Origin of the sequence: Streptomyces sp. NPDC058051, assembly GCF_042885475.1 — a bacterium.
Taxonomy (GTDB): Bacteria; Actinomycetota; Actinomycetes; order Streptomycetales; family Streptomycetaceae; genus Streptomyces.
In genome coordinates this window covers 225,613-247,047 of the sequence record NZ_JBHVRW010000011.1, presented here as the reverse complement: position 1 = coordinate 247,047, position 21,435 = coordinate 225,613, and the positions used below count along the sequence as shown (strand labels likewise).

The following is a 21,435-nucleotide window of genomic DNA, read 5'->3' as shown; positions in this document are numbered from 1 at the left end:
CCTGCGCCCCGAACCCGGTACTGATTCACCGCAAGTGGGCGGTCGGCGGACTCGCGCCCGTCCGCACCGGTTGCGGCTTGGGGGCCCTGGCAGAGGTGTTCCGTTGACCGCCGCGGGTGTTCCTCGGGAGCTTCCCCCGGTCGCGTCGCTGTCGGATGCCCAGCAGCGCGGCGTGTGCTGTGTGTTCTGTGGCATCGCGTTGTCCGCCGGAACCGCCGTCGACCTTGGCCCCCGGGCGATCGACGCATGCGGATCCACCGTTCACTGGTTCCCCCGTTCTTGCCGGAAGGACATGCCGACGTGATCGCCCTGACGAAACTCGTCCGCTCGCGCAGCGACGAGGCGTACCGAGCGCTCCTCGGCCACACCTGCACCTGCGCTGCCTGCCGGTGCGTGCCGTGTTCGGTCGCGATCCGCCTCAACCGTGTGTGGCGGGAGGACCGCCGGTGATGCGCGACTGCTGCCGACAACCAGCTGTCCGAGGAAAGCCGGGCGACTTCCCGCGGACACTGTCCCGCCAGGCACGCCGTCCGGCCTGCCTCCTCGACGGTGATGTGGTGATATCCCGGCGAGGTCCGTTTCTCAGCCGGTGGTGCCCCGGGCCACGATCTCGCGGGCGAGCGCGGCCAGCTTCGGCAGCGCGGGATGGCCGGGGGCGTCGCGCCGGGCGAGCAGGACCGGGACGGTCGGGGCGTCGACGAGCGGGCGGAAGGCCACTCCGGCGTGCGGGTGCATGCCCACCGTGGACGCGGCGGAGACCCCGGCGCCGCGCCCCGCCGCGATGGCGGTCAGCCAGTCGTCGGTGTTGGCGACGGTGAGGGTCGCGACGGGCCTGGCGTCCGGCGGCCACAGGTCGAGGGTGGTGGTGCCCGAGACGGTGTTGAGGACGACGGTGCCGCCCGCCAGATCGGCGAGACGGAGCGTGGCGCGGGCGGCGAGCGGGCCGTCCGCGGCCACCGCCGCCACCCGGTCCTCGTCGAACAGCACCTCGGTGACGAGCCCCGGCGCCTCGACGGTGCCCCGCAGCAGTGCGGCATCCACCTCGCCACGGGTGAGCCCGGCGGTGCGGTCGTCGATCCGCAGCAGTTCGAGCGGGGTCTGCGGATACCGCTCCTCCCAGCGGCGCAGCAGCGGCGTGGTGTACGGGCCGAACGCGGACCAGGCGTGCCCGAGCCGCAGCGGCCAGTGGCGCAGCCCGCCGGGGTCGAGTGCCGTGTCGAACGCGGCGACCGCGGCGGAGGCCCTGTCCCGGAAGGCGACGCCCTCCGGGGTGAGGGCGAGATGGTGGGTGGACCGGTCGACGAGCCGGATGCCGAGGTGCTGCTCCAGTGCGGCGAGGGTCCGGGAGACCGCGGGCTGGGTGAGACCCAGGCGGGCGGCGGCGCGGGTGACGTTGCCCTCGTCGGCGATCGCGAGGAAGACGCGCAGATGACGGACCTCGATGCCGCGGCCGGAACCACGGCCCGCAGGACTCTCCGTGTCGCCGTCACCGCTGCGTCCAGGGCTCATGCGTGGGAAGCATAACGGGAGCCCACTAGGCATTTCACGGGGAACGCGGAGATACCTACCGTGAGAAAGGGGGCGAGCGGCGCGCAGTGCAGTATCTTCGATCGCACAGTGCATTGAAGTGAACTATCGGATTCGGGAGGAAGGCCGCAGGTGGACGATCAGCGCAGGGCAGCAGGGGCGGTGACTGCGGAGCGGGCCGCGGCCGTCGCCGTACCGGAGGCGGCGACCGCCGTGGGCGGCGCGGCGGATTCCGTGCGTCCCGGGAGCCGCAGGGCGGCGCTCGCCCCGGTCGCGCTGGTGGTCGCGGGCGGCCTCTCCGTCCAGTTCGGCTCCGCGGTCGCTGTCCTGCTGATGCCGCGGGCCGGTGCGCTCGGCGTCGTCAGCCTGCGCCTGGCCGCCGCCGCGCTCGTCCTGCTGGTCGTCTGCCGTCCGAAACTGCGCGGTCACTCGCGGGCCGACTGGGGCACGGTCCTCGCGTTCGGAGTGGCCATGGGTGCCATGAACACGCTGTTCTACCAGGCCGCCGACCGCATCCCGCTGGGCGCCGCCGTCACCCTGGAGGTGCTCGGCCCGCTGGCTCTGTCGGTGATCGCCTCACGCCGACTGGTCAACGTGGTGTGGGCGGGCCTCGCGCTGGGCGGGATCGTGCTGCTGGGCGGGGGCGGCTTCGACCGCCTCGATCCGGTGGGCGCCGCGTTCGCGCTGGGCGCGGGCGCCATGTGGGCCGCGTACATCGTCTTCAGCGCCCGCACCGGCCGCCGCTTCCCCCAGGCGGACGGCCTGGCCCTGGCCATGGCGGTCGCCGCACTCCTCTCCCTGCCCCTCGGCATCCTGGAGTCCGGCTCGAAACTGCTGGTCCCGTCCACGCTGGGGCTGGGCGCGGCGGTGGCGCTGCTGAGCTCGGTCCTCCCGTACACCCTCGAACTCATGGCGCTGCGCCGCCTGCCCGCACCCACCTTCGCGATCCTCATGAGCCTGGAACCGGCGATCGCGGCCACGGCCGGCTTCCTCATCCTCGACCAGGCCCTCTCCGCGACGGACGCCCTGGCCATCGCCCTGGTCATCGGGGCGAGCATGGGCGCGGTGCGCAGCCAGGTGGGCGCGAGAGCGAACGCCTGAGGGCTTGCGGGGAAGCAACACCTTCGATTCCCCGCAGGTTCCCGGAAAACCGGTTCCCGGAAAACCGGATCCCGGACGGCGCGTGGAAGCCGGGTCACCAAAATCATGCAAGCATGCTTGCTTGTTTATCGGCCCGCTGCCATGCTCCTGGGCACACCGCCTTGCCCCGAGGGGAGCGCACCGTGCCCGATGTCGCAGCCGTGATCGACGACTTGCGCGAGGAGAGCAGCGAACTCGACGCACTGGTGGGGGAGTTGAGCGCCGGACAGTGGGCCGCCGCGACCCCCGCGCCCGGCTGGAGCATCGCGCACCAGATCGCCCACCTCACCTGGACCGACGCGGTCGCGCTGCTCGCCGCGACCGACGCCGACGCGTTCGCCGGAGAGGTGGCCAGGGCCATGGAGGCGCCCGACACCTTCGTCGACCGGGGCGCCGAGGAGCTGGCCGTGCTCGCCCCGGACGTGCTGCTCGCCCGGTGGCGGGACGGCCGGGCGCGGCTGGAAGCGGCGTTGCGGGACGCTCCGGCCGGTGCCCGTCTCCCCTGGTACGGACCGCCGATGAGCGTCGCCTCGATGGCGACCGCCCGGATCATGGAGACCTGGGCGCACGGTCAGGACGTCGCCGACGCCCTCAGGGTCGCCAGGACCCCCACCCGCCGGCTGCGGCACGTCGCCCGGATCGGGGTGCGGGCCAGGGACTACGCCTACCTGGTGCGGGGCATCAAGGCGCCCGGGGAAGAGTTCCGGGTCGAACTCCGCGCACCGGACGGTGAGCTGATCGCGTTCGGGCCACAGGACGCGCCGCAGCGCGTCACCGGACCGCTGACCGACTTCTGCCTCCTCGTCACCCAGCGCGCCCACCGCGACGACCTCGCCGTCCGGGCGGTCGGCCCCGACGCCGACCAGTGGCTCGACATCGCGCAGGCGTTCGCCGGGCCCGCCGGAGCGGGCCGCGCACCCCGGGGAACGGGCCGCGCACCCAGGGGAGGAGGCATATGACGACGCCGCTGCGGATCGGCAACGCCTCCGGGTTCTACGGCGACCGCTTCGACGCCCTGCGCGAGATGCTCACCCACGGCCCCCTCGACGTCCTCACCGGTGACTACCTCGCCGAGCTGACCATGCTCATCCTCGGCCGGAGCCGCCTCAAGGACCCCGCACGCGGATACGCCACCACCTTTCTGCGCCAGCTCGAAGAGGGCCTCGGGCTCGCCCACGAGCGCGGAGTGAAGATCGTCACCAATGCCGGAGGGCTCAATCCGGCCGGGCTGGCCGACGCCGTGCGGGAGTTGGCGCAGAAGGTGGGCGTGCCCGTGCGCGTCGCCCATGTGGAGGGCGACAGCCTCCCCGTACCCGAAGGCTTTCTCACCGCCAACGCCTACCTCGGGGGTGCCGGGATCAGCGCCTGCCTGACCGCCGGGGCCGATGTCGTGGTCACCGGACGGGTCACCGACGCCGCCCTCGTCACCGGGCCCGCCGCCGCCCGCTTCGGCTGGGGGCCCGACGACCACGACGCCCTCGCCGGGGCCGTCGTCGCCGGACACGTGCTGGAGTGCGGAACCCAGGCCACCGGGGGGAACTACGCGTTCTTCCGGGACCACGACCTGCGGCGGCCCGGCTTCCCCCTCGCCGAGATCCACGCCGACGGGTCGTCCGTCATCACCAAGCACGACGGCACGGGCGGCGTCGTCGACGTCGGCACCGTCACCGCCCAACTGCTGTACGAGACCGGCGGCGCCCGGTACGCCGGGCCGGACGTCACCGCGCGGCTCGACACCGTACGGCTGACCCAGGAAGGCCCCGACCGGGTACGGATCACCGGCGTGCGCGGCGAGGCCCCGCCGCCCACCCTCAAAGTCGGCCTCAACCGGGTCGGCGGCTGGCGCAACGAGGTCGTCTTCGTGCTCACCGGCCTCGATGTCGAGGCCAAGGCGCAGCTCGTCCAGGACCAGGTCGCCCAGGCGTTCGACCGGTCCGGCACCCGGCCCGGCGACGTGCGGTGGGAGCTGGCCCGGACCGACCGGGCCGACGCCGGTACCGAGGAGAGCGCCAGCGCCCTGCTCCGGCTCGTCGTCCGCGACCCGGATCCGGAGGCCGTCGGGCGCGCCGTCTCCGGCGCCGCGATCGAGCTGGCCCTCGGCAGCTACCCGGGCTTCCACGTCACGGCCCCGCCCGGAAAGGGCGCACCGTACGGGGTGTTCGAGGCGACCTCCGTACCGGCCGGCGAGGTCCCGCATGTCGCCGTCCTCCCGGACGGGCGCCGGGAGAGCCGGCGCCCTCCCGTACGGACGCGGCCCCTCCGGGACGTCGCGGAACCACCCCTGCCGAAACCCCTGCCGTCCGGCACCCCCGCCCGTACCGCCCCGCTCGGCCGGATCGCGGGCGCCCGCAGCGGCGACAAGGGCGGCGACGCCAACGTGGGGGTGTGGGCCGTCAGCGACGACGCCTGGCGGTGGCTGGCCCACGAGCTGACCGTCGAACGGCTGCGGGACCTGCTGCCGGAGACCGCCGGCCTCACCGTCGTACGCCATGTCCTGCCGAACCTCCGCGCCCTGAACTTCGTCGTCCACGGGCTGCTCGGCGAGGGGGCCGCCGCCCAGCACCGGTTCGATCCGCAGGCCAAGGCGGTCGGGGAGTGGCTGCGCTCCCGGTGCCTCCCCATCCCCGTGACGCTGCTGGAAGCCGTCCACGCACCGGAGGTGAACGCATGAGCGTCCTGCCCACCGCGCTCGACACCGCGAGCCCCGAATACGCCGCGAACCGCGCGGCCATGCTCACGAAACTCGACGAACTGGCCGGTGAGCACAGCAAGGCACAGGCGGGCGGCGGCGAGAAGTACACCGAGCGGCACCGTTCACGCGGCAAACTCCTGGCCCGCGAGCGGATCGAGCTGCTGGTCGACGAGGACACCCCGTTCCTGGAACTGTCGCCGCTCGCCGCCTGGGGCAGCGAGGCCCCCGCGTACACGGTCGGCGCCTCGCTCGTCACCGGAATCGGGGTGGTGTCGGGCGTGGAATGCCTCATCACCGCCAATGACCCGACCGTGCGCGGCGGCGCCTCCAACCCCTGGACCCTGAGGAAGGCCCTGCGCGCGAACGAGATCGCGTTCGCCAACCGGCTGCCCTGCATCAGCCTCGTCGAGTCGGGAGGTGCCGACCTTCCGTCGCAGAAGGAGATCTTCATCCCGGGAGGGGCGCTCTTCCGCGACCTCACCCGGCTGTCGGCGGCCGGCATCCCGACCGTGGCGGTCGTCTTCGGGAACTCGACGGCCGGCGGGGCCTACGTGCCCGGCATGTCCGACCACACCGTCATGATCAAGGAACGGTCCAAGGTGTTCCTCGGCGGACCGCCCCTGGTGAAGATGGCGACCGGCGAGGAGAGCGACGACGAATCACTCGGCGGCGCCGAGATGCACGCCCGCACCTCCGGCCTCGCCGACCACTTCGCCGTCGACGAGCAGGACGCGCTGCGCCAGGCCCGCCGCATCGTCGCCCGCCTCAACTGGCGCAAGGCCCACGCCGATCCGGGCCCGGCCGAGCCGCCGAAGTACGACGAGGACGAGCTGATCGGCATCGTGCCCGGCGACCTGAAGGCGCCCTTCGACCCGCGCGAGGTCATCGCCCGCCTCGTCGACGGCTCCGACTTCGACGCGTTCAAGCCGCTGTACGGGACCAGCCTGGTCACCGGGTGGGCCACCCTCCACGGCTACCCGGTCGGCGTCCTCGCCAACGCGCAGGGGGTGCTGTTCAGCGAGGAGTCGCAGAAGGCCGCCCAGTTCATCCAGCTCGCCAACCAGCGCGACATCCCGCTGCTCTTCCTGCACAACACCACCGGCTACATGGTCGGCAAGGAGTACGAACAGGGCGGCATCGTCAAACACGGCGCGATGATGATCAACGCGGTGGCAAACTCCAAGGTCCCGCACCTGTCCGTACTCATGGGAGCCTCCTACGGGGCCGGCCACTACGGCATGTGCGGGCGCGCCTACGACCCCCGCTTCCTCTTCACCTGGCCGAGCAGCAAGTCCGCCGTGATGGGGCCGCAGCAACTGGCCGGGGTGCTGTCCATCGTCGCCCGCGCCTCCGCCGCCGCGAAGGGCCGCCCCTACGACGACGAGGCCGACGCCGGGCTGCGCGCCATGGTCGAGCAGCAGATCGAGTCCGAGTCGCTGCCCATGTTCCTGTCCGGGCGGCTGTACGACGACGGGGTCATCGACCCGCGCGACACCAGGACCGTGCTCGGGATGTGCCTGTCCGCGATCCACACCGCCCCCGTCGAAGGCGCGCGCGGCGGCTTCGGCGTCTTCCGGATGTGAGGCCAGGAATGACCAGGACGACGCAGACGACGCAGACGACGCAGACGACGCAGACGACCGGGACTGTCGGGGCCACCGGGGCCACCGGGGCCACCGGGGCCACCGGGACGACCGGGACTGCCGGGACTGCCGGGACGGCTTACGAGGCGGCCGGAACGGCTCGGACGACCGGGGGGCCGGAAATGATCTCCACACTGCTCGTCGCCAACCGGGGCGAGATCGCCTGCCGGATCTTCCGTACCTGCCGCGCGCTGGGCATCGCCACCGTCGCCGTGTACTCCGACGCGGATGCCGACGCGCTCCACGTACGGGAAGCCGACACCGCCGTACGGCTGCCGGGCGCCGCTCCGTCCGCCACCTATCTGCGCGGCGACCTCGTCGTCGCTGCCGCGCTCGCGGCCGGCGCCGACGCCGTCCACCCCGGGTACGGCTTCCTCTCCGAGAACGCCGGATTCGCCCGGGCCGTGCGGGACGCCGGCCTCGTGTGGGTGGGGCCACCGGCCGAGGCCATCGCGCTGATGGCGTCCAAGACCCGCGCGAAGGAGCTGATGGCCGCCGCCGGAGTGCCGCTGCTCGCACCCGTCGACACGGAGAAGGCCGGTGCCGAGGACCTGCCGCTGCTGCTGAAAGCGGCGGCGGGCGGGGGCGGGCGCGGCATGCGGATCGTCCGCGAACTGGCCGATCTCCCCGCTGAGCTGACGGCCGCCGCCGCCGAGGCCGCCGGGGCGTTCGGGGACGGTGAGGTCTTCGCGGAGCCGTACGTGGAACGCGGCCGGCACGTCGAGGTCCAGGTCATGGCCGACGAGCACGGCGGGGTCTGGGCGCTCGGCACCCGGGACTGCTCGCTCCAGCGACGCCACCAGAAGGTCGTCGAGGAGGCCCCCGCGCCCGGCCTCGACGACGCGCTGCGGACCCGGCTGCACGAGTCCGCCGTCGCCGCCGCCCGTGCCGTCGGCTACCGGGGCGCGGGCACCGTCGAATTCCTCGTCACCGCCGACGGGCGACCGTACTTCCTGGAGATGAACACCCGCCTCCAGGTCGAACACCCCGTCACCGAAGCGGTCTTCGGGCTCGACCTCGTCGCCCTGCAACTGCGCGTCGCGGAAGGCGAACCGCTGCCCACCGCCGCACCCCCCGAGCCGCACGGCCACGCGGTCGAGGCCCGGCTCTACGCCGAGGACCCCGCCCGCGACTGGCAGCCGCAGACCGGAGCACTGCTCACACTGGAGGTGCCGGTCGAATCCGGTCTGCGGCTCGACACCGGATACACCGGCGGCGACACCATCGGCGTGCACTACGACCCGATGCTCGCCAAGGTCATCGCCCACGCACCCACCCGCACCGAAGCCGTACGCCTCCTCGCCCGCGCCCTGGAACGCACCCGCATCCACGGCCCAGTCACCAACCGCGACCTGCTCGTACGGTCCCTGCGCCACCCCGACTTCCGCGCCGCCCGCCTCGACACGGGCTTCTACGACCGCCACGTGGACGACCTCACCCGCGCACCGGACGCCGCGGAGCGCCACCTCGCCGCCCTGGCCGCCGCTCTCGCCGACGCCGCCGCCCGCCGGCACGGACCCGGACCGGGCCCCACCCGCTTCGGCGCCTGGCGGAACATCTCCTCGCAACCCCAGGTCAAGCGCTACCGCGCCGAACCCGACGGCGCCGAACACCAGGCCGCGTACCGCACCACGCGCACCGGCCCCGTCCCCGAAACCGGGGAGCGCGTCCTCATCGCCCGCCCCGACCGCGTCACCCTCGAAGTCGGCTCCGTCACCCGCCACTTCGCCGTCACCCTGCACCGGGACACGGCGTACGTGGACACCGCCACCGGCTCGCACACCTTCACCGCCCTGCCCCGCTTCACCGACCCCGCCGACCGCACCGAACCCGGCTCGCTGCTCGCCCCCATGCCCGGCACCGTCGTCCGCGTCGCCGACGGTCTCGGCGCCGGGGCGGCGGTCGAGGCAGGGCAGCCGCTGATCTGGCTGGAGGCGATGAAGATGGAACACCGCATCCTCGCCCCGGCCTCCGGCACCCTCACCGCACTGCATGCCGCACCCGGCCTCCAGGTGGAGGTCGGTGCCCTGCTCGCCGTCGTGCACGACGCACAGGAGGAACCGAAGCCATGAGCACCGTCCTCGAAACCGAAGAGCACCAGGCCCTGCGCGCAGCCGTCGCCGCCCTCGGGAAGCGTTACGGGCGGGACTACATGACGTCCGTCGTGCGCGAAGGAGCCCACCCGCGCGAACTGTGGACCGAAGCCGCGAAGCTCGGCTACCTCGGCGTGAACCTCCCCGAGGAGTACGGCGGCGGAGGCAGCGGGATGGCGGAACTCTCCATCGTGCTCGAAGAGCTGGGCGCCGCGGGCAGTCCGCTGCTCATGATGGTCGTCTCCCCGGCCATCTGCGGCACCGTCATCGCCCGCTTCGGCACCGAGTCCCAGAAGCGGCAGTGGCTTCCCGGCCTCGCCGACGGCAGCCTCACCATGGCCTTCGGCATCACGGAACCGGACGCCGGCTCCAACTCCCACCGCATCACCACCACCGCCCGCAAGGACGGCGACGCGTGGCTGCTCACCGGACGCAAGGTCTTCGTCTCCGGAGTCGACATCGCCGACGCCACCCTCATCGTCGGCCGTACCGAGGACGCCAGGTCCGGCAGGCTCAAGCCCTGCCTCTTCATCGTCCCGCGCGACGCCCCCGGCTTCGGCCGCACACCGATCGACATGGAACTCCACGCCCCGGAGAAGCAGTTCGAGCTGGTGCTCGACGACGTACGACTGCCTGCCGACGCCCTCGTCGGCGATGAGGACGCCGGGCTGCTCCAGCTCTTCGCCGGACTCAATCCCGAACGCATCATGACCGCCGCGTTCGGCATCGGCATGGGCCGCTACGCACTCGGCCGCGCCGTCGAGTACGCCAGGACCCGGCAGGTGTGGAAGGAACCCATCGGCTCCCACCAGGCCATCGCGCACCCGCTCGCCCAGGCCCACATAGAACTGGAACTGGCCCGGCTGATGATGCAGAAGGCCGCCCGCCTCTACGACGACGGCGACGACATCGGTGCGGGCGAGGCCGCCAACATGGCGAAATACGCGGCGGGCGAGGCCTGCGTCAAAGCCGTCGACCAGGCCGTGCACACCCTCGGCGGCAACGGCCTCACCCGCGAATACGGTCTCGCGTCCCTGATCACGGCGGCCCGCGTCGCCCGGATCGCTCCCGTCAGCAGGGAAATGATCCTGAACTACGTGTCCCACCAGTCCCTGGGTCTCCCCAAGTCGTACTGACACGGGTCACGCTGCCCCTGCTCCTGCTCCTGCTCCTGCTCCTGCCCCCGTCCCCACCCGCCGCGACCGCCCGTCATCGCCGCGGAGCGCCTGCTTTCTCCGCCACAGCCCGTCACCGCCGTTCCTGCCGTCTCGAAGGGACCTACCGCCATGGTGCACGTGTTCCACAGCGACCATCCGGCCGTCCAGGCGCTCGACGTACCCATTCATGAAGCGGTCCTCGGAGAGGCCACCACCGCGTTCGGCGACACGGTCGCCCTGATCGACGGCACGAACGACAGCTCCACCCTCACCTACCGGCAACTCGACGCCTTCCACCGGAAGATCGCCGCGGCGCTCGCCGCCGCCGGAGTCCGCAAGGGCGACGTCCTCGCCCTGCACAGCCCCAACACCATCGCCTACCCGGCGGTCTTCTTCGGAGCGGCCCGGGCCGGCGCCACCGTCACCACCGTCCACCCGCTGGCCACGGCCGAGGAGTTCGCCAAACAACTCCGCGACTCCTCCGCCCGCTGGATCGTCACCGTCTCCCCGCTCCTCGAAACGGCCGGCCGCGCTGCCGAACTCGCCTCCGGCATCGAGGAGATATTCGTCTGCGACCAGGCCGACGGACACACCTCCGTACTCGACATGCTCGCCACGACCGCCCCCGAACCCCGCGTCGCCATCGACCCGGCCGAGGACATCGCCGCCCTCCCGTACTCCTCCGGCACCACCGGAACCCCCAAGGGCGTCATGCTCACCCACCGCTCCATGGCCACCAATCTGGAGCAACTGCGCCCCTTCATCCCCACGGGCCCCGGGAAAAGCATCCTCGCGGTCCTTCCCTTCTTCCACATCTACGGGCTGACAGCCCTGATGAACGCCCCGCTGCGGACGGGCGCCACCGTCGTCGTACTGCCGCGCTTCGACCTCGACCAGTTCCTCGCCGCGATAGAGAAGCACCGGATCACCGGCCTGTACGTGGCCCCGCCGATCGTCCTCGCCCTGGCGAAGCACCCCTCGGTCGACCGGTACGACCTGTCCTCGCTGGAGTACGTCGTCAGCGCCGCCGCACCGCTCGACGCGGAGCTCGCCACGGCCTGTTCGCGGCGCCTGGGCCTGCCGCCCGTGCGTCAGGCGTACGGCATGACGGAACTCTCGCCCGGCACCCATGTCGTTCCGCTCACCGCCGAGAACCCGCCGCCCGGCGCCGTCGGCAGACTCCTGCCCAGTACCGAGATGCGGATCGTCTCCCTCGACGACGCCGCCGCGGACGCCCCGGCCGGTGCCGACGGCGAGATCCTGATCCGTGGACCACAGGTGATGAAGGGTTATCTGGGCCGCCCGGACGCCACCGCCGCCATGATCGACGCCGACGGCTGGCTGCACACCGGCGACGTCGGACACGTCGACGCCGACGGCTGGCTGTTCGTCGTCGACCGGGTGAAGGAACTGATCAAGTACAAGGGTTACCAGGTCGCCCCCGCCGAACTCGAAGCGCTGCTGCTCGGTCATGAGGCGATCGAGGACGCCGCCGTCATCGGGGTGTACGACGCCGACGGCAACGAGGTCCCCAAGGCGTATCTGGTCCGCCGGCCCTCCGCGGCGGGCGAGGACCTCACGGCTCAGGACGTCATGGCGTACGTCGCCGAGCGCGTCGCGCCGTACAAGAAGGTCCGGCAGGTCGAATTCATCGCGACGGTACCCCGCGCGACCTCGGGCAAGATCCTCCGGCGCGAACTGCGCGAACTGCGCGAACTGCGCGACAGCGAGCCGGCCCGCAGGACGACCGGCTGAGGGGCCTGCGGGCCGGACCGGCTGAAGGACCGGGGGACGACCGCTGGGAAACGCTCCGGCTGCGAGGCCCGCAGGTCGCGGGACGGCTGCCGGGAACCGCTCCGGCCGAGAGGCCCGCAGCAAGACGAGCACGACGACCGGTTGAAGGCCGCCCGACAGGCCCCGCGAGAAGGAGACGGACCCATGACACCGCTCGCCGCCCCCACCCACGACCGGGGCATCACCACCCTCGCCCTCGACTCACCGGCCGGCCGCAACGCACTCTCCGCGCGGCTGGTCGGCGCGCTCTCCACCGCCCTGGACGCGTGCGCGGCCGACGACACCGTCCGCGCCGTCGTCCTCACCCACACCGGCACCACCTTCTGCGCGGGCGCCGACCTGACCGGACCGCCCGACCCGGCGGCCTTCGTCGCCCTGCTGCGGCAGATCGTCGCCCTGCCCAAGCCCGTCGTCGCCCGCGTCACAGGACACGTCCGGGCGGGCGGCCTCGGGCTTCTCAGCGCCTGCGACATCTCCGCCGCCGGCCCCGACGCCTCGTTCGCCCTCACCGAATCCCGGCTCGGCCTCGCCCCCGCCGTCATCTCCATGCCCCTGCTGCCCCGCACCGACCCGCGCGCCGCCGCCCGCTACTACCTCACCGGCGAACGCTTCGACGCGACCGAGGCGGCCCGCATCGGCCTGATCACGATCGCCGCCGAGAACGTGGACAAGGCACTCGAACCCGTACTGGACGGACTGCGCAAGGCGTCGCCCCAGGGGCTGACGGCTTCGAAGGAGCTGGTCACGGCTACTGTGCTGGAGAGTTTCGACCAGGACGCCGAAGACCTCATCGCCCGCTCGGCAGCACTCTTCGCCTCCGCCGAGGCACGGGAGGGGATGACGGCCTTCCTCGAACGACGGGATCCCGCATGGGTGCTGTGACGCCCTCCACCGACAGGACCCCCAAGCAGGACCGCAGCCGCGCCACCCGCCGGCGACTCCTCGAAGCCGCGGTCGCCTGCCTCGCCGAGCACGGCTGGGCCGGCTCGACCGTCTCCGTCGTCGCCGAACGCGCGGGTGTCTCGCGCGGCGCCGCCCAGCACCACTTCCCGACCCGCGAGGACCTGTTCACCGCCGCCGTCGAGTACGTCGCCGAGGAACGCTCCGCCGCCCTGCGCGCCCTGCCCGTCCAGAGCCGGACGGCAGTCGTCGGCGCCCTCGTCGACCTGTACACGGGCCCGCTCTTCCGGGCCGCGCTCCAGCTCTGGGTGGCCGCGTCCAACGAGGAACAACTCCGCCCGCGCGTCACCGAACTCGAAGCCCGCGTCGGCCGCGAGACCCACCGCATCGCCGTCGGACTCCTCGCCGCCGACGAATCCAGGCCCGGCGTACGCGAAACCGTCCAGGGCCTCCTCGACATGGCCCGCGGCCTGGGCCTGGCCAACCTGCTCACCGACGACACCACCCGGCGCCGCAGGGTCGTGGCACAGTGGGCGGCACTGCTCGACGACGCACTCGACTGACCGCGGGGGACCTGTGGGCGACTACTTCCAGACGATCGTCGACCTCGACGCCACCGAGCGGGACGCCGCTCCACTCGGCGCCGGGCTTCTCGACTGGCTGATCGCCGACGGATTCGTCGACGCCGAACGCACCGACTGCGTCCTCGGCGGAGACGGCTACGGCAACCCGCCGGGTCCGAACTACGCCAAGGCCGTCGACGACCCGGAACCGGTCGACCTGTGGACCAACGGTCTCCACATCGCGACCGGGCGCACCGTCTTCGACAGCGGCCAGGGCGACGCGGGAGCCGCCACCTGCCCGCTCTGCACCACCGAGGTCCGCCTCGTCGACGACACCTGGTGTCCCGTCGACGAGGCATGGCAGCCGTTCGAGGGCCGGTTCGACGCCTGGGCGAACGGCGGTGACGGCACGGTGGAGTGCCCCTCCTGCCGCCGGCCCTCCGGCATCGACCGCTGGAGCTGGGAGGACGACTACTACGCCTGCGGGCTGCTCGGCCTCACCTTCTGGAACTGGGCGGAGCTGACCCACGGCTTCGAACAGGAGGTGCGGCGCCGCCTCGGCGGACACCGCACCGTCACGCTCCGCGGCAAGCTGTAGCGCACGCGGCATCGCGCCGCGCCGGATCGCGTCGCGCCGCATCACACCGGCTCGCGCGGTACCGGGACCAGGGCCGGTACCGGGACCGGGACCAGGGCCAGGACCGTCAGTTCCCCAGATCCGTGATCTGCTCGTACCCCTCGATCTCGCGGGGATCGCGCGCCCCCGGCCCGACGTACTTCGCCGAAGGACGCACCAGCCGACCCGTCCGCTTCTGCTCCAGAATGTGCGCCGACCAGCCCGCCGTACGCGCGCACGTGAACATCGACGTGAACATGTGGGCCGGAACCTCCGCGAAGTCCAGCATGATGGCCGCCCAGAACTCCACGTTCGTCGCCAGCACCCGGTCCGGGCGCCGCGCGTGCAACTCCTCCAGCGCGGCCTTCTCCAGCGCCCGCGCCACCTCGAAGCGCGGTGCGCCCAGTTCCTCGGCCGTCCGCCGCAGCACGCGCGCCCGAGGGTCCTCCGCCCGGTAGACCCGGTGTCCGAAGCCCATCAGCCGCTCACCCTTGTCCAGGGCCCTCTTCACGTACGCGGTCGCGTCCCCGGTCCGCTCGATCTCCTCGATCATGCCGAGGACCCGGGACGGCGCACCACCGTGCAGCGGCCCCGACATCGCACCCACCGCACCCGACAGCGCCGCGGCCACGTCGGCGCCGGTCGACGCGATGACGCGGGCGGTGAACGTGGACGCGTTCATGCCGTGCTCGGCGGCCGACGTCCAGTACGCGTCGACGGCCTTGACGTGCTTGGGGTCCGGCTCACCGCGCCAGCGGATCATGAACCGCTCCACCACGGACTGCGCCTTGTCGATCTCGCTCTGCGGAACCATCGGCAGCCCCTGCCCGCGCGCCGACTGGGCGACGTACGACAGCGCCATCACGGCGGCCCGCGCCAGATCGTTGCGGGCCGTCTCCTCGTCGATGTCGAGCAGCGGCTTCAGACCCCACACCGGGGCGAGCATCGCCAGCGCCGACTGCACGTCGACGCGGATGTCCCCGGAGTGCACCGGGATCGGGAACGGCTCGGCGGGCGGCAGACCCGGGTTGAACGCCCCGTCGACCAGCAGACCCCAGACGTTCCCGAACGACACCTGGCCGACGAGGTCCTCGATGTCGACACCGCGGTAACGGAGCGAACCGCCTTCCTTGTCCGGTTCGGCGATCTCCGTCTCGAACGCGACGACTCCCTCTAGTCCCGGTACGAAGTCGGACATGGCGGCTCCCTCGGTGGACGGCTGTACACAGGCCACAGTGGCCTGCCCCAAATATTGGCGGGTTCCCACGACGCGGGGAAGCGTGACATCCGGCACAACTTCCCTCTTCACCGGAGACGGATCGAACCCTCCTTGTCGGGCGGAGTCGGCCTCTGCGGCAGGATGACCCCGTGCCCACCGCAGACTCGCCCTCCGATTCCATCACCGATCCGGCCGCGATGCGCGAGCAGTACCGCTCCGAGCGCTTCACCGAGGACACGCTGGCCGCCGACCCGATGCAGCAGTTCGCCCACTGGTTCCGGCAGGTCGCCGTGGGCGGGCTGCTCCACGAGCCGAACGCCATGGTGGTGTCCACGGCGACGCCCGAGGGCCGGCCGTCCTCGCGCACGGTGCTGCTGAAGAAGTACGACGAACGCGGCTTCGTCTTCTTCACCAACTACGAGTCCCGCAAGGGCCGCGAACTGGCGGCCAACCCGTACGTCTCGCTGCTCTTCCCGTGGCACCCGATGGCCCGCCAGGTCGTCGTCACCGGCTCGGCGGCCCGCGTCGGCCGCGACGAGACGGTCGCCTACTTCCGCACCCGCCCGCACGGTTCCCAGCTGGGTGCCTGGGCGAGCGCCCAGTCGACGGTGATCGGCTCCCGGGACGAGCTGATCGCACGCTACGAGGACCTGGCGGCCCGCTACCCCGAGGGCGAGCACGTCCCCGTGCCCCCGCACTGGGGCGGCTTCCGCGTCGTCCCCGACACGATCGAGTTCTGGCAGGGCCACGAGAACCGGCTGCACGACCGGCTGCGGTACGTGCGCGAGGCCGAGGGCTGGCGCGTCGAGCGCCTGTGCCCGTAGACGGTCCACGCCCTGTGCTCCGGTGAACGGCCCGGGACAAGCGGAAACCCGCAGGCTCTGGTCCCTCCTTGCGGAGGAGCCGGCCGGATTACCGGCGAGCCTGCGGGTCGGTGACTGCTTGGGTTTCGGCAGACAGCCTGCCGAGATGCACGGGGTGCGACGACGGGCTGTCAGCCCGCAGCCACCTCACGAATCCGATAAGACTGCACTTTTCGGATCACCTCCTTTCATCGCTGGCAGCAGCTTAGGAACCCCTCCCGGACCGCACAAGGGAATTAATGGAGCGGCCTATTTCAGAGAAGTCGGTGTGCGCCGGGTCGTGGTCGAGTTCAATGGTCTGACGTGCGGTGATGCCGAATACGTCCTGCGGGGGTACGGGGATGAGTGCGTCCACAAGCAGTGGAACGACCGACGCGCTCGGGCCCGACGAGCGCCCAGGGGCCGGGCCCGGGCCCGGGGCCGAACTGCTCGCGGCGCTCCTCGACGGGATGGACGCGGCGCTCTGCGCGTTCGACGCGCACGGCACCGTCACCCACTGGAACCGTGAGGCCGAGCGGGTTCTCGGCTGGTCCGCCGCGGAGGCCGTGGGCCGCCCCGGTCTCGCCGGATGGGCGGTGCGGCGGGCGGACGCGGAGGACGTGCAGGCGCGGCTGATGGCCGCCATGGACGGCTCCGGCCGCCGGGTCCACGAGTTCGCGCTGCTGCGCAAGGACGGCGGACGGGTGCTCGTACGGACGCAGTCGGCGGGGGTCCGGGGCGCGGACGGGAAACCGGCGGGGGTGTACTGCGCGTTCGGCGAGGTGCACGCGCAGATCGATCTGGAACGGTCGATCGCGCTGAGCGAGGCCCTGTTCGAGGACGCGTCGTGGGGTGTGGTGCTGGTCGACGCGGATCTGCGGCCGGCGGTCGTCAACGCGCACGCGGCACGGGCGCTGGGCGGCGGCCGTACGACGCTGCTGGGCCGTCCGCTGGGAGAGCTGATCAGGCAGGGCGTCGAGGACCTGGAGGGCGCGCTCCAGCACGTACTCGCCGAGGGCGCGCCACCGGCGCCCGCCGAGCTGTGGGTGACGCTGCGGTCGGCGGAGGGGGACCGGCGGCGCTGCTGGCGCAGCGGCTTTGTGCGACTGGCGTCGCCCCTGACGCAGGAGCCGGTTCCGTTGGGGGTCGGCTGGCTGTTCCAGGACGTGACGACGGAGAAACTGGCGGCGCAGGAGGCGGACCGGGTGCGGTTCCGCTCGAACCAACTGCACCGGGCCTCGCGGTCGGCCTCCGAGTGCGAGGACCCGATGGAGGCGGCGACGTCCCATCTGGACTACGCCCTCGCGGGCTTCGCCGACCACGCGCTCGTCGACCTGGTGGCGGGGGAGCGGCTGGTGCGGGTGGCGGCGACCCCGTCCGGTGAGCCCGGCCCGTGTCTGCCGGTGGCCGGCGGCGGTATCCCGCTGCGGTACGCGGCGGGGCACCCGGCCCTTCAGGCGGTGGACCGTACGGGTTCGGTACGGGCCAGCGCGGGCGGGGGGCCCGGGGCCGGGGAGTGGGCCGCCGAACGGCAGTGGCCGGCGGATTCGGTGCACGCGCTGTGCGCGGTGCTCCGGAGCAGGGGGCGCACGCTGGGTGTGGTGACGTTTCTGCGCGCCGCCCACCGCGCCGCCTTCGAACGCCCCGACGCGGCCTACGCGGAGAGTGTCGCGGTCCGGGTCGCGGCAGCGGTGGACCTGGCCCAGGTGCTGGCGACGACTGCTACGACAGCGACTACGACGACTTCGACTTCGACGACGAGGTGACAGCGGCAGGCCGCTGTCCTGGGTGCGGGCTGCGGGCCACCGGTGCGGGGCGGCGTCCGGAGGCCCCCGCCCTCACCCCTGGCGGTAGAAGATCCGGTCCCGGTACTCCGTCATGACGCGCCCGTTCCATTCGTGACCGCCGTCGACGTTCCCCGACCGCAGCAGCGGCGGCTCGATCCCCCGCTCCACGAGCTGCTCCGCCGCGGCGGCCATCATCGCCTGCATCACCGCACTGGTGACGACCGTCGACGCGGGCGCGAACGGTGCCTCGATCCCGTCGACGGTCAGCTCCGCGTCGCCGATGGCGATCTTGCTGTCGAGCACGATGTCGCAGTGGTCCCGCAGGAAGCCGCCCGAGCCGTGCCGGGACCGGGTGCCGTCCGCGTACGCCACCGAGGTGACGCCGATGACCTTCAGGCCGAGCGCCCGCGCGTTCATCGCCATCTCCACCGGGAGCGCGTTGCGCCCGGAGAGCGAGATGATCACGAGGACGTCGCCCGCCTCGGCGGGGCTGGAGTCGAGCACCGCGGCGGCGAGCCCGTCGACCCGCTCCAGCGCCGAACCGAGCGTCGCGGGCATGACGTCGACGCCGACCGTGCCCGGTACGGCGAGGAGGTTCATCAGGGCGAGTCCGCCCGCCCGGTAGACGACGTCCTGCGCGGCGAGCGAGGAGTGCCCGGCGCCGAACGCGAAGAGCCTGCCGCCCGCGGCGACCGTGTCGGCGATCGCCGCACCGGCCGCCGCGACGGCACCGGACTCCTCGTCGCGTACGCGCTCCAGCAGGCTGATCGCTGCGTCGAAGAAGTGACCGGCCAGCGTGCTGTCGCTCATTGAGGAGGCCCTTTCCGGCGGGTGAGGTGTCCGTGCCGCGGATCACGTTGCGGTCTGGACCAGTGGCCTGTCAATACCACCCCCGCCGTTGTCCGCACGGTGTTCGGCCGGCGCGGCACGGTTGTCGGCGGTATGCGTCAGAATTGGGTGAGGGCCAGCGCACGACGTTTTCATGTCACAGCATCGAGGGGCACGAATGTCCGGACTGATCGACACCACGGAGATGTACCTCCGCACCATCCTCGAACTCGAAGAGGAAGGCGTGGTCCCCATGCGCGCCCGGATTGCGGAACGGCTGGACCAGAGCGGTCCGACGGTCAGCCAGACGGTCGCGCGCATGGAGCGCGACGGCCTGGTGCAGGTCGCGGGCGACCGCCACCTGGAGCTGACCGAGGAGGGGCGCCGCCTCGCGACCCGCGTCATGCGCAAGCACCGGCTCGCCGAGTGCCTGCTCGTCGACGTGATCGGCCTGGAGTGGGAGCAGGTCCACGCCGAGGCGTGCCGCTGGGAGCACGTGATGAGCGAGGCCGTCGAGCGACGGGTGCTGGAGCTGCTGCGCCACCCGACGGAGTCCCCGTACGGGAATCCGATCCCGGGTCTGGAGGAGCTGGGGGAGAAGGCCGAGGCCGACCCGTTCCTCGACGCGGGCATGGTGAGCCTGTCGGAGCTCGACCCGGGAGTCGACGGCAAGACGGTGGTCGTGCGCCGGATCGGTGAGCCGATCCAGACGGACGCCCAGCTGATGTACACGCTGCGGCGGGCGGGCGTGCAGCCCGGCTCCGTGGTGAGCGTGACCCAGTCGCCCGGCGGGGTGCTGGTCGGCAGCAGCGGCGAGGCGGCGGAGCTGGAGGACGAGGTCGCCTCGCACGTGTTCGTGGCCAAGCGCTGACGGACACCGCCGAGCTGACGGACGCCACCGGAAGGACACGCTGAAGACATCGCTCAAGGGCGCTGACGGGGCCACCGGAGGTCACCACTGACGGGATCACCGGAGGTCACCGTTGACGGGCGCCCACGGACGCGTGCCCGCAAGGCGTTGAAGCGCGGCGTCCGCCTTCTGATTTTCCGCCCGGAACCGCAGCGCCCGAGCGGATCCCGTGCCAGGCTGTGGCTGAGGCATACCTGAGAGTGTCGGCCACGTGGCTGTGCGGTCAGGGAGGGAGCAGGTGCATGCGCCCGTCGTACTGGCAAGTCCGGCATGTCCGGCACGTCTGCTGGGGGGCCGGTGCCGCCGCCCGCGGGCCGCGCAGGACGGGGGGCCGTGTGTCGCGCCCGTCGCCCGCCCGTGACGGCGGTGCCCGCGTGCCGTGTGCCGCCGCCGCGTGGCCGGTGCCGCCCGTGCTGCCGCCGCCCGCGCACGGGTTCCGGTGCCGGTCGCTCCCGAACAGCAGAGGGCCCCGGCGCCTTGCGGCGCCGGGGCCTGCCCTCCCCTGTTTCGACCTGGAGCCCCGAGCTCTCAAGGTCGATTCCCGCGGGCCCTCATCCCCGAGTGGCCCGCCACGGGCCCTCATCCCCGAGCGGCCCGCCTCCCGGAGAACATCTCCCCTCCGCGGCCGTCGGCAATCCTTGGAGCCGGTCACTCGAACGAGGGGTGTTGGATGGCGGAACCCGGTTTTCGAATAAAGGTTCGATAGTCTGCCGTGGCGCGACCACACGGTGATCGAGCGGTGAATCCAGCGGTGATCGAGGACCAGAAGGGGGTGCCAGAACATATGGTGCGGCGCATCGATGTGACCGGGACCGGCGGAGTACGCCTTGCGGCCTGGGAGTTCGCCGACCCGCCCAAGGGGCGCACGGAGGGCGAGCGCGCCCCCGGGGTCTTATTGCTCCACGGTCTGATGGGCCGGGCCTCGCACTGGGCCTCGACCACCCGCTGGCTCGCCGAGCGGTACCGGGCCGTCGGTCTCGACCAGCGGGGCCACGGCCGCAGCGAGAAGCCCGCCGAAGGCCCGTACACCCGTGAGGCGTACGTCGCCGATGTCGAGGCGGCGATCGAACAGCTCGGCCTCGCCCCCGTCACCCTCGTCGGGCACGCGATGGGAGCGCTCACCGCCTGGCAGCTCGCCGCGAAGCGCCCCGATCTCGTCCGGGCACTCGTCGTCTGCGACATGCGGGCCTCCGCGCTCGGCGCGGCCTCGCAGCGGGAGTGGGAGGACTGGTTCACGTCCTGGCCGGTGCCGTTCGCGACGCTCTCCGACGTACGGAAGTGGTTCGGCGAGGACGACCCCTGGGTGGAGCGGCCCAACCCGGCGCGCGGCGAGTTCTTCGCCGAGGTGATGGCGGAGCGGGCCGACGGCTGGCGACCCGTCTTCTCCCGCCGCCGGATGCTCCAGTCCCGCGCGACCTGGGTGTTCGACGCGCACTGGGAGGAGCTGGCACAGGTCCGGTGCCCGACTCTGGTGCTCCGCGGCCTCGACGGCGAGCTGGGCCGGGCGGAGGCTCAGGAGATGGTCCGCGTTCTGCCGCGCGGGCAGTACGCGGAAGTGGCCGACGCCGGCCATCTCGTCCACTACGACCAGCCGGAGGGCTGGCGCACAGCGGTCGAGCCGTTCCTCGAACAGTTCGCCGAAGACCCCCAGGCCGACCGCGAGCCCGTGTCCCCGTGAGCACGAGCCCGTACGCCTGAGACGGCGGCCACGAGCCCGTACGCCT

The 21,435-nt window shown here is 72.4% G+C and carries 17 protein-coding genes and 1 pseudogene; 14 read left to right on the top strand and 4 right to left on the bottom strand.

Translation table 11 applies throughout. The features are described 5' to 3' along the window. Positions 1-503: 503 nt before the first annotated feature. Together ACFVUT_RS19815 and ACFVUT_RS19810 are read right to left on the bottom strand one after the other, a co-directional pair. Positions 504-647 (bottom strand): annotated as a pseudogene (locus ACFVUT_RS19815) (RidA family protein); the annotation flags it as partial. Continuing rightward, positions 583-1,509 (bottom strand): LysR family transcriptional regulator, encoded by a 927-nt coding sequence (locus ACFVUT_RS19810; protein ID WP_389652797.1) that lies wholly within the window; start codon positions 1,507-1,509, stop codon positions 583-585. The gene ACFVUT_RS19810 and the pseudogene ACFVUT_RS19815, both read right to left, overlap by 65 nt. Positions 1,510-1,659: 150 nt before the next feature. Here ACFVUT_RS19810 and ACFVUT_RS19805 point away from each other — a divergent pair, with 150 nt between their 5' ends. The 10 genes from ACFVUT_RS19805 (at position 1,660) to ACFVUT_RS19760 (ending at position 14,107) form a co-directional block, all read left to right on the top strand. Next, on the top strand, positions 1,660-2,628 hold the full coding sequence (locus ACFVUT_RS19805) for a DMT family transporter (protein ID WP_389652794.1): 969 nt from the start codon (positions 1,660-1,662) through the stop codon (positions 2,626-2,628). Between the two features lie 182 nt (positions 2,629-2,810). Further along, on the top strand, positions 2,811-3,626 hold the full coding sequence (locus ACFVUT_RS19800) for a TIGR03084 family metal-binding protein (RefSeq protein WP_389652791.1): 816 nt from the start codon (positions 2,811-2,813) through the stop codon (positions 3,624-3,626). Then, positions 3,623-5,338 (top strand): acyclic terpene utilization AtuA family protein, encoded by a 1,716-nt coding sequence (locus ACFVUT_RS19795; RefSeq protein WP_389652788.1) that lies wholly within the window; start codon positions 3,623-3,625, stop codon positions 5,336-5,338. The genes ACFVUT_RS19800 and ACFVUT_RS19795 overlap by 4 nt, the downstream gene beginning before the upstream one ends. Then, positions 5,335-6,942: an acyl-CoA carboxylase subunit beta gene (locus ACFVUT_RS19790; RefSeq protein ID WP_389652785.1), complete on the top strand. Its 1,608-nt coding sequence runs from the start codon at positions 5,335-5,337 to the stop codon at positions 6,940-6,942. Before ACFVUT_RS19795 ends, ACFVUT_RS19790 begins: the two co-directional genes overlap by 4 nt. 182 nt (positions 6,943-7,124) lie before the next feature. After that, positions 7,125-9,074 carry an acetyl/propionyl/methylcrotonyl-CoA carboxylase subunit alpha gene (locus ACFVUT_RS19785; RefSeq protein WP_389652782.1) on the top strand — a complete coding sequence of 650 codons (1,950 nt, stop codon included), beginning with the start codon at positions 7,125-7,127 and terminating at the stop codon, positions 9,072-9,074. Beyond that, a complete protein-coding gene (locus ACFVUT_RS19780; protein WP_389652779.1) occupies positions 9,071-10,231 on the top strand; it encodes an acyl-CoA dehydrogenase family protein in 1,161 nt (386 codons plus the stop codon). The genes ACFVUT_RS19785 and ACFVUT_RS19780 overlap by 4 nt, the downstream gene beginning before the upstream one ends. A 150-nt stretch (positions 10,232-10,381) precedes the next feature. Continuing rightward, positions 10,382-12,007, top strand: a complete 1,626-nt coding sequence (locus tag ACFVUT_RS19775; protein WP_389652776.1) for an AMP-binding protein — start codon at positions 10,382-10,384, stop codon at positions 12,005-12,007. Between the two features lie 183 nt (positions 12,008-12,190). Beyond that, a complete protein-coding gene (locus tag ACFVUT_RS19770; protein ID WP_389652773.1) occupies positions 12,191-12,928 on the top strand; it encodes an enoyl-CoA hydratase family protein in 738 nt (245 codons plus the stop codon). After that, positions 12,916-13,509, top strand: coding sequence for a TetR/AcrR family transcriptional regulator (locus tag ACFVUT_RS19765; RefSeq protein WP_389652770.1), 594 nt, complete (start codon positions 12,916-12,918; stop codon positions 13,507-13,509). Before ACFVUT_RS19770 ends, ACFVUT_RS19765 begins: the two co-directional genes overlap by 13 nt. A gap of 13 nt (positions 13,510-13,522) precedes the next feature. After that, positions 13,523-14,107, top strand: coding sequence for a hypothetical protein (locus tag ACFVUT_RS19760; RefSeq protein WP_389652767.1), 585 nt, complete (start codon positions 13,523-13,525; stop codon positions 14,105-14,107). Between the two features lie 106 nt (positions 14,108-14,213). On the opposite strand, the gene ACFVUT_RS19755 is transcribed toward ACFVUT_RS19760, so the two are convergent. Beyond that, complete coding sequence (locus ACFVUT_RS19755; RefSeq protein ID WP_389652764.1) at positions 14,214-15,323, bottom strand: citrate synthase 2; 1,110 nt, start codon at positions 15,321-15,323, stop codon at positions 14,214-14,216. A 218-nt stretch (positions 15,324-15,541) separates the two neighbouring features. Between ACFVUT_RS19755 and pdxH the strand changes: the two genes are divergently transcribed. Continuing rightward, a complete protein-coding gene (gene pdxH, locus ACFVUT_RS19750; protein ID WP_389652972.1) occupies positions 15,542-16,168 on the top strand; it encodes a pyridoxamine 5'-phosphate oxidase in 627 nt (208 codons plus the stop codon). Between the two features lie 380 nt (positions 16,169-16,548). After that, positions 16,549-17,952: a PAS domain-containing protein gene (locus tag ACFVUT_RS19745; RefSeq protein WP_389652760.1), complete on the top strand. Its 1,404-nt coding sequence runs from the start codon at positions 16,549-16,551 to the stop codon at positions 17,950-17,952. 72 nt (positions 17,953-18,024) lie between these two features. Here ACFVUT_RS19745 and ACFVUT_RS19740 read toward each other — a convergent pair whose 3' ends face one another. Beyond that, on the bottom strand, positions 18,025-18,783 hold the full coding sequence (locus ACFVUT_RS19740; RefSeq protein WP_389652757.1) for an SIS domain-containing protein: 759 nt from the start codon (positions 18,781-18,783) through the stop codon (positions 18,025-18,027). A gap of 196 nt (positions 18,784-18,979) precedes the next feature. Here ACFVUT_RS19740 and ACFVUT_RS19735 point away from each other — a divergent pair, with 196 nt between their 5' ends. Beyond that, the gene (locus tag ACFVUT_RS19735) at positions 18,980-19,672 is read left to right on the top strand and encodes a metal-dependent transcriptional regulator (RefSeq protein WP_389652754.1); all 693 of its coding nucleotides are present in this window, start codon (positions 18,980-18,982) and stop codon (positions 19,670-19,672) included. 823 nt (positions 19,673-20,495) lie between these two features. Then, positions 20,496-21,389, top strand: coding sequence for an alpha/beta fold hydrolase (locus ACFVUT_RS19730; protein ID WP_389652970.1), 894 nt, complete (start codon positions 20,496-20,498; stop codon positions 21,387-21,389). The last annotated feature ends 46 nt before the right edge of the window (positions 21,390-21,435 follow it).

Excerpts from the sequence above, each read along its gene's own strand:
- ACFVUT_RS19810 (WP_389652797.1), bottom strand. The coding sequence starts at position 1,509 with ATGAGCCCTGGACGCAGCGGTGACGGCGACACGGAGAGTCCTGCGGGC.
- ACFVUT_RS19795 (WP_389652788.1), top strand. The coding sequence starts at position 3,623 with ATGACGACGCCGCTGCGGATCGGCAACGCCTCCGGGTTCTACGGCGAC.
- ACFVUT_RS19790 (WP_389652785.1), top strand. The coding sequence starts at position 5,335 with ATGAGCGTCCTGCCCACCGCGCTCGACACCGCGAGCCCCGAATACGCC.
- ACFVUT_RS19785 (WP_389652782.1), top strand. The coding sequence starts at position 7,125 with ATGATCTCCACACTGCTCGTCGCCAACCGGGGCGAGATCGCCTGCCGG.
- ACFVUT_RS19780 (WP_389652779.1), top strand. The coding sequence starts at position 9,071 with ATGAGCACCGTCCTCGAAACCGAAGAGCACCAGGCCCTGCGCGCAGCC.
- ACFVUT_RS19775 (WP_389652776.1), top strand. The coding sequence starts at position 10,382 with ATGGTGCACGTGTTCCACAGCGACCATCCGGCCGTCCAGGCGCTCGAC.
- ACFVUT_RS19770 (WP_389652773.1), top strand. The coding sequence starts at position 12,191 with ATGACACCGCTCGCCGCCCCCACCCACGACCGGGGCATCACCACCCTC.
- ACFVUT_RS19765 (WP_389652770.1), top strand. The coding sequence starts at position 12,916 with ATGGGTGCTGTGACGCCCTCCACCGACAGGACCCCCAAGCAGGACCGC.
- ACFVUT_RS19755 (WP_389652764.1), bottom strand. The coding sequence starts at position 15,323 with ATGTCCGACTTCGTACCGGGACTAGAGGGAGTCGTCGCGTTCGAGACG.
- pdxH (WP_389652972.1), top strand. The coding sequence starts at position 15,542 with ATGCGCGAGCAGTACCGCTCCGAGCGCTTCACCGAGGACACGCTGGCC.
- ACFVUT_RS19745 (WP_389652760.1), top strand. The coding sequence starts at position 16,549 with ATGAGTGCGTCCACAAGCAGTGGAACGACCGACGCGCTCGGGCCCGAC.
- ACFVUT_RS19740 (WP_389652757.1), bottom strand. The coding sequence starts at position 18,783 with ATGAGCGACAGCACGCTGGCCGGTCACTTCTTCGACGCAGCGATCAGC.
- ACFVUT_RS19735 (WP_389652754.1), top strand. The coding sequence starts at position 18,980 with ATGTCCGGACTGATCGACACCACGGAGATGTACCTCCGCACCATCCTC.
- ACFVUT_RS19730 (WP_389652970.1), top strand. The coding sequence starts at position 20,496 with ATGGTGCGGCGCATCGATGTGACCGGGACCGGCGGAGTACGCCTTGCG.